At 73.3% G+C, this 6184-nt stretch carries 7 protein-coding genes; 4 read left to right on the top strand and 3 right to left on the bottom strand.

Features of this window, described 5'->3' with window-relative positions:
- Positions 1 to 993: serine/threonine-protein kinase (locus ACSNOD_RS08720; protein ID WP_436766210.1), on the bottom strand; the 993-nt coding region annotated here is incomplete at its 3' end.
- 265 nt (positions 994 to 1258) lie between these two features.
- On the opposite strand from ACSNOD_RS08720, the gene ACSNOD_RS08715 reads away from it, so the two are divergent.
- Entirely contained in the window at positions 1259 to 1516 is a 258-nt protein-coding gene (locus tag ACSNOD_RS08715; protein WP_436766209.1) for a type II toxin-antitoxin system VapB family antitoxin, read from the top strand.
- 14 nt (positions 1517 to 1530) lie between these two features.
- Positions 1531 to 1965 carry a PIN domain-containing protein gene (locus ACSNOD_RS08710; protein WP_436766208.1) on the top strand — a complete coding sequence of 145 codons (435 nt, stop codon included), beginning with the start codon at positions 1531 to 1533 and terminating at the stop codon, positions 1963 to 1965.
- Positions 1966 to 2022: 57 nt separating this feature from the next.
- Here ACSNOD_RS08710 and ACSNOD_RS08705 read toward each other — a convergent pair whose 3' ends face one another.
- Positions 2023 to 2799 (bottom strand): VOC family protein, encoded by a 777-nt coding sequence (locus ACSNOD_RS08705; protein WP_436766207.1) that lies wholly within the window; start codon positions 2797 to 2799, stop codon positions 2023 to 2025.
- A gap of 407 nt (positions 2800 to 3206) precedes the next feature.
- Here ACSNOD_RS08705 and ACSNOD_RS08700 point away from each other — a divergent pair, with 407 nt between their 5' ends.
- Positions 3207 to 3854, top strand: a complete 648-nt coding sequence (locus tag ACSNOD_RS08700) for a TetR family transcriptional regulator (protein ID WP_436766206.1) — start codon at positions 3207 to 3209, stop codon at positions 3852 to 3854.
- On the opposite strand, the gene ACSNOD_RS08695 is transcribed toward ACSNOD_RS08700, so the two are convergent.
- Positions 3818 to 4552: a hypothetical protein gene (locus ACSNOD_RS08695; RefSeq protein WP_436766205.1), complete on the bottom strand. Its 735-nt coding sequence runs from the start codon at positions 4550 to 4552 to the stop codon at positions 3818 to 3820. The genes ACSNOD_RS08700 and ACSNOD_RS08695 overlap by 37 nt on opposite strands.
- A gap of 765 nt (positions 4553 to 5317) precedes the next feature.
- Between ACSNOD_RS08695 and ACSNOD_RS08690 the strand changes: the two genes are divergently transcribed.
- Positions 5318 to 6160: an alpha/beta fold hydrolase gene (locus ACSNOD_RS08690; RefSeq protein WP_436766204.1), complete on the top strand. Its 843-nt coding sequence runs from the start codon at positions 5318 to 5320 to the stop codon at positions 6158 to 6160.
- Positions 6161 to 6184 lie beyond the last annotated feature (24 nt).

The following is a 6184-nucleotide window of genomic DNA, read 5'->3' as shown; positions in this document are numbered from 1 at the left end:
GGCGCCGGCGCGCGCACCGGCGCCCGCGCCACCCGCACCACCCACGCCCGCACCCATACCCGCACCCGCACCCGCGGCCCGGGGCGAACCGGTCGTACGGCCCCCGCGCCGCTGTTCGATCATCGAGACGGCCCGGCCGGGCAGCCAGGCCGAGGCGGAACCGCTGTCCTCCGCGTCGGAGGCGAACAGATGCGGCGCCAGCTGCGCCTGGAGATCGGCCGGGCTGGGCCGGTGCTCGGCGGTCATCTGCATGCAGGACTCGATGAGCGGCCGCAGCTCGGTCGGGAGCCCTTCCAGGTCGGGCCCCTCGCGCAGCAGCATGAAGACCGTCTCCACCGGGTTGGCCCCGTGGAAGGGGGCGTGACCGGTGGCGGCGAAGACGAGGGTGGAGCCGAGCGAGAACACATCGCTGGCGCCGGTGACGCTGCGCGAGTCCCGCGCCTGCTCGGGGGACATGTACGCGGGGGTGCCCACGGCGACATTGGTCATGGTCAGCCGGGTGTTGGAGACCCCGGACGCGATCCCGAAGTCGATCACGCGGGGGCCGTCCTCGACGACAAGGACGTTGGAGGGCTTCAGATCGCGGTGCACCAGCCCGGCGCCGTGGATGGACTGCAGGGCCTCGGCGATGCCCGCGGCGAGCCAGCGGACCGCCTGCGCGGGCAGCGGGCCGCACTCGTGGACGATCTCCTCCAGCGAGGGCGCGGGGACGTACGCGGTGGCCAGCCACGGCACGGCGGCCCGCGGGTCGGCGTCCACGACGGCGGCGGTGTAGAAGCCGCTGACCGCGCGGGCGGCCTCCACCTCGCGGGTGAAGCGGACCCGGAACAGCTGGTCCTCGGCGAGCTCCGTGCGCACCGTCTTGATCGCCACCCGCCGGCCCGACGCCGACCGGGCGAGATAGACCAGCCCCATGCCACCGGCACCGAGTCGGCCGAGCACCTCGAACGGCCCGATCCGCCTCGGGTCGTGCTGGGTCAGCTGCTCCACCACTTGCCTGCCACCTCCCCGTAGGGGCGTATTCACGACGTCGCCCCGTGCAGCGTCTCACCACCTACCGTCCGGGGGTACGGAACCTGATTCTTCCTGGCGAAGGCGGCGGTTGCGAACCCGGGGGCGGATCGGGGTGTCACCGGTATGTACGCAGACGAGTCCGGCTCGGTCCGCGCCCCCTCTCATCACCCTTTCGAGGGATATCTATCTTCTCCTATCTCGATATCATCGGAGTGATCCGACCGGCTCGCTCCGGGGAGGGCGCATGGCACGGACCGTCATCGATCTCAATGACGAGATGCTCGCCGAGGCGGCGAAGATCTTCGGTACGACGACCAAGGTCGCCACGGTGAACGCAGCCCTGGAGGACGCGGTCCGGCGGCGCCGGCGCCAGCGGTTCTTCGCCTGGCTGGACGAGGGCGGCCTGCCCGACCTCGACGCCCCGGCGGCGGCCCCCGCGCCGGACGGGCCGGGCACGTCGGACCGGCCACGGGCGTCGGACGGGCCGGGCGCGTCGGCGTGACACCGCCGCCCGGCGTGAGCTTCCGCTTCCTCGTCGACCCCTCCGCGTTCGCCGCCCGCCGCGGCGAACCCGTCGCGGCGGCCGTGCTGGACGACCTCTCCGACCGGGGTCTGCTGGCCGTCTGCGGCGCCGTCGAGACGGAGCTGCTGCACGGCGCCCGCACCCCCGAGGACGCCGACCGCGCCCTCGCCCTGCTGCGCGGCTTCGACCGGCTGACCACACCGGACGCGTGCTGGCGGCGCGCCGCCCGCGTCCGCCGTCGGCTGCTGCTCCGGCACGGCCCCGCCGCCGCGCGGGCCGTGCCGCTGGCGGCCCTGGTCGTCGCCGCGACCGCCGAGCACCACGGCGCGGCCGTGCTCCACCACGACGGGGCGTACGAGGCGATCGCCGCCGTCACCGGGCAGCCGGTGCGCTGGGTCACCCCGCCCTCCCACCGGCACGCCGGGTGACGCCACCCTCCCACCATCGCGCCGGATGACACCGTCCCCCACCGCTCCCATCCCCCTTCAGTCCACGGTGTCGATGACCGCGAAGCTCGCGCCCTGGTTGTCGACGAGGATGGCGAATCTGCCGTACGGGGTGTTCTCCGGTTCGCTCACCGTCCGGCCGCCGAGCCGGAGCGTGGTGCGCACCGCCTCGTCGCAGTCCTCCACCGCGAAGTAGACGAGGAAGTGCGAGGGCATCGCCTCGGGGAAGCTCTCGTCGATCACCCCGCGGCCGCAGACCGCCGTGTCCGGCCCCGGCCGGGAACCGGCCGGCGACCACATGGCGAAGTCGAAGCCGTCCTCGCCGGCGTCCTGGCCCACATAGCCGAAGATCTCCCGGTAGAAGGCGTCGACGGAGTCCTTGGCGCGGGTGTAGACCTCCGTCCACACATAGCTGCCGGGCTCCCGCTGCACCTCGAACCCCTCGTGGGTGCCCGCCTGCCACAGCCCGAACACCGCCCCGCCGGGGTCCATGGCCACCGCCAGGCTGCCGAACTCGCCGACCTCCATCGGGTTGGTGATGACCTGGCCGCCGGCCTCCCGGATGCGGCCGACCGTCGCCCGGATGTTCGCGGTGGCGAAGTACACCCCCCACACGGTGGGCATCCGCCCGTCCTGCTTGGGCATCAGGGCCGCGACCTTGCGCGGGCCGCGCAGCGCGGTCGTGTAGTAGCCGTGCCGCCGCTCGGACTCCCCGAACGTCCAGCCGAACAGCTCGCCGTAGAAGCGCTTGCCCGCCTCCAGGTCCGGGAGCATGGCATCGGCCCAACAGGGCACGCCCTCCGCGTATGGGGCCATGGCGCCGGGTCCTCCCATGCGTACGGATACGGTCGGTGTCGCAATCGCTACGCTAATGGCGGATCGGGCGTTACGCCCGGGAAAGCGGCTGATGAACCCCCGTCCCGCCGTACGGGGGCGGGGGACGCGCCGTTGCGGGCCCCGGCCGGCGGCGCTACGGGGCGGGGCGCGGTACGGGGTCGGGCCACGGTACGGGGCCGGGCGCGGGCCGTCGTCCACAGCCTGTTGACGAAGCGCTCCGGCCGGTGCGCGTCCCGGCCGCCGGAGCCACCCGCACGGCGTATCCGGACCTCGGCAATTTCCCCCACGACCCCGTGCTGAACTGGCGATTCGCGGCGCCCCTGAGCGCCCTCCCCATTTGCACGCAGTCGAATCGCGCTCCGATCACCCCTCGGTAAGCTGACGGCATGACAGGACAAGTTCGCACCGTGGACGGCCGGGTGGCCGGGCGCCGCGGGCAGGCGACGCGGCAGAAGCTGCTCGACTGCCTCAGCGAGATGCTCTCCTCCTCGCCGTACCGAGACGTCAAGGTCATCGACGTCGCCCGGAAGGCGGGAACCTCGCCCGCGACCTTCTACCAGTACTTCCCCGACGTCGAAGGCGCCGTGCTGGAGATCGCCGAGGAGATGGCCAAGGAGGGCGCGAGCCTCACCGAGCTCGTCGCCGGGCGCTCCTGGGTCGGCAAGTCCGCCTGGCAGACGGCGGAGGAGCTGGTCGACGGCTTCCTCACGTTCTGGCGCAAGCACGACGCGATTCTGCGCGTCATCGACCTCGGCGCGGCGGAGGGCGACAAGCGGTTCTACAAGATCCGCATGAAGATCCTCAACGCCGTCACCAACTCCCTCACGGACTCCGTCAAGGAGCTCCAGACCAAGGGCAAGGTCGACAAGGACGTCAGCGCGGCGGCCGTCGCGGGGTCGCTCGTCGCGATGCTGGCCGCGGTCGCCTCGCACCAGAAGGGTTTTCAGAGCTGGGGCGTCAAGCAGGCGGAGCTCAAGCCGAATTTGGCGTTGCTCGTTCACCTCGGTATCACCGGGCGCAAGCCGGCGAGGTAGGCGCGGTCGCGCCTACCTCGCAAGGGGTTGTGGCCCTGGGCGCGCCCCCGTGCGCCTCTCGATTCACGCGGCCTCTCGTCGTTCACGCGGCTTACTCCTGTCACACGCGTGTCGTTCCCCGGCCTCCGGCCGCGCCCCTTTTTCCCGCGCCGAAGGCGCGGGGCCTTTGCCCCGGCCTTCGGCCGCCACAAGCTTTCCCGCCCCTCCGGGGCGGGGGTGGGGCCCAGCGCCACGACGAAGCGGGGCCTCGCTCGGGCGAGGTCCTCCAGGGTGGGGTTCGTGGTGTCGTCCTCGGCGTCGAGCGTCGCCGGGTTCAACAGCACGGCGAGGTCGATGCGTTCGGGCAGTTCGGCGACGGAGGGCCGGCAGCGCTCGGCGCACGGTCCGGCGTGGGCCGGGTGGACGGTGTGCGGCCGGGCGCCGATGCGCCGCGCCCAGGCGACGACCTCGCGCGTGATCCGGTCCTCGTCCTCGCCGCCCGTGGGGCCGATGACGGCGAGCGTTTCCGGCCTGAACAGCCGGTCCAGGTCCGGGACGGCCGCGCGCAGGGGGCGTCCGCCGACGTCCCGCTCGACGTCCTGGGTCCCCTCGATACGGGGGTCGCCGGGGGCGGCCGGCGGCGGGACGCGGTCCCCGCAGGCGGCGACGCGGGCCGGGCGGGTGCCGGTGGTCAGGGTGCCATGAGTCGATCCAAGCATCGTTCGTGCCCGCTCCTGCTCACTGGGTGGCGTAGCTGACGCACAATCAGGTGACTCAGGTTACGCATTTGACTTCAAGTCAGGAACGGGGCGTGTCCCTCCGGGGGTTTCCGACGCCCACGTTCACGTTGCCTGTCGACGTGACGTGACGCCCTCCGGCCCGGGTTGCCCGACGTCCACGTTGTCGTTGTCCGTGAGGTGCCCGACCTGTTGTTCCCGCGCCTTCGGCGCGGGTAGTGGGGGTTGCGGTCGTGCGCTCTGTTCGTGGGTGGGTCGGTGCCGCGCCGGGGTACCTCCTCGGCGGCGCACCGTGCGGGTTGTTTTTCGGCTCTCTGTGGGGTGATGTGCGCCGCGCTGCGGGGGCACCCCGCCACGTCCCCTCCGGCCGGTATTGCGGCGCGCCCGCGGTAGGGGGTGAATAACCATCGGTGGTTGCGGCCGGCAGGTCGCGCATCCGTCCGGAATTGGGCACACAGGGAGCGCGAGAACCCCCACCCCGCTTTGTGCGCCCCAACCGCCGGAGGGGACGTAGCGGGGTGCCCCCGCAGCGCGGCGCACGAGACGGCGAGAAAGCCGAAGAAACCACGTGCACGTGCGCCGCCGAGGAGGTACCCCGGTGCGGCACCGACACCCGCACCCCAGGGGCGCGCAAACACCACCCCACCCCCGCCCCGGAGGGGCGGGAAAGCCTTGACGCTCGCGTCGCGGACAATGGGGGCGTCGCGCGAACCCGCGCGCGGCGCGCCGACGTCCTGGGGTGATCCGATGACCACCGTCAACGCCAATGAAATCACCTTGGGCATCGAGTCGTTCGGTGACGACGACGCACCACTCGTCCTGCTCGCGGGCGGGACGACAATGCTCTCCTGGCCCGACACACTGTGCGAGCGCCTCGCCGCCCGCGGGCACCGCGTCGTGCGCTACGACCTGCGCGACAGCGGGGAGTCGACGACGGCGGAGCCGGAGGCGCCCGCCTACACCCTGCGCGACCTCGCCGCCGACGCGGCGGCCCTCGCCGACGTGCTCGGCGGCCGCCCCGCGCACCTCGCGGGGATCGGCGTCGGCGGGATGGTCGCCCAGGTGGCCGCGCTCGACCATCCGGGCGCGTTCTCGGCGCTCACCCTGGTCGGCACCCGCGCGGTCGCCCCCGGCCCGCCCGACGACGACCTCCCCGGCCATGACCAGGCGACGATGAGCCGGCTGTTCGCGCGTCCGATGCCCGACTGGACCGACCGCGAGGCGGTCGCGGAGTTCGCCGCCGCCGGTGCGGAGATCCGCGGCGACGACCCCGTCGCCGCGCGCGCGATCGCCGCGCGCGTCTGGGACCGCACGCCCGGCACCGCGCCCGCGGTCCACATGGCCAACCAGATGGGCATGGTGTTCGCCGGGCTCGACTGCGCGCCCCGCTGGCGCGAGCGCCTGCCCCAGATCGGGGTCCCCACACTCGTCGTCCACGGCCGCCGCGACCGGTTCTTCCCCGTCGGCAACGGCGAGGCGCTCGCGCGCGAGATCCCTGGGGCGCGGCTGCTCGTCCTCGAGGAGGCCGCCACGGCGATCCCCCATGCGGCGGTGGGCGAGGTCGTCGAGGCGATGCGCACGCTCGGATAGAGGCCGGCGGGTCCCCCCGCCCGG

The organism is Streptomyces sp. URMC 123, assembly GCF_051386515.1.
In the GTDB taxonomy this organism is placed as follows: Bacteria; Actinomycetota; Actinomycetes; order Streptomycetales; family Streptomycetaceae; genus Streptomyces.
This window is presented reverse-complemented; position numbering and strand designations above follow the sequence as displayed.

Excerpts from the sequence above, each read along its gene's own strand:
- ACSNOD_RS08715 (WP_436766209.1), top strand. The coding sequence starts at position 1,259 with ATGGCACGGACCGTCATCGATCTCAATGACGAGATGCTCGCCGAGGCG.
- ACSNOD_RS08705 (WP_436766207.1), bottom strand. The coding sequence starts at position 2,799 with ATGGCCCCATACGCGGAGGGCGTGCCCTGTTGGGCCGATGCCATGCTC.
- ACSNOD_RS08700 (WP_436766206.1), top strand. The coding sequence starts at position 3,207 with ATGACAGGACAAGTTCGCACCGTGGACGGCCGGGTGGCCGGGCGCCGC.
- ACSNOD_RS08695 (WP_436766205.1), bottom strand. The coding sequence starts at position 4,552 with ATGCTTGGATCGACTCATGGCACCCTGACCACCGGCACCCGCCCGGCC.
- ACSNOD_RS08690 (WP_436766204.1), top strand. The coding sequence starts at position 5,318 with ATGACCACCGTCAACGCCAATGAAATCACCTTGGGCATCGAGTCGTTC.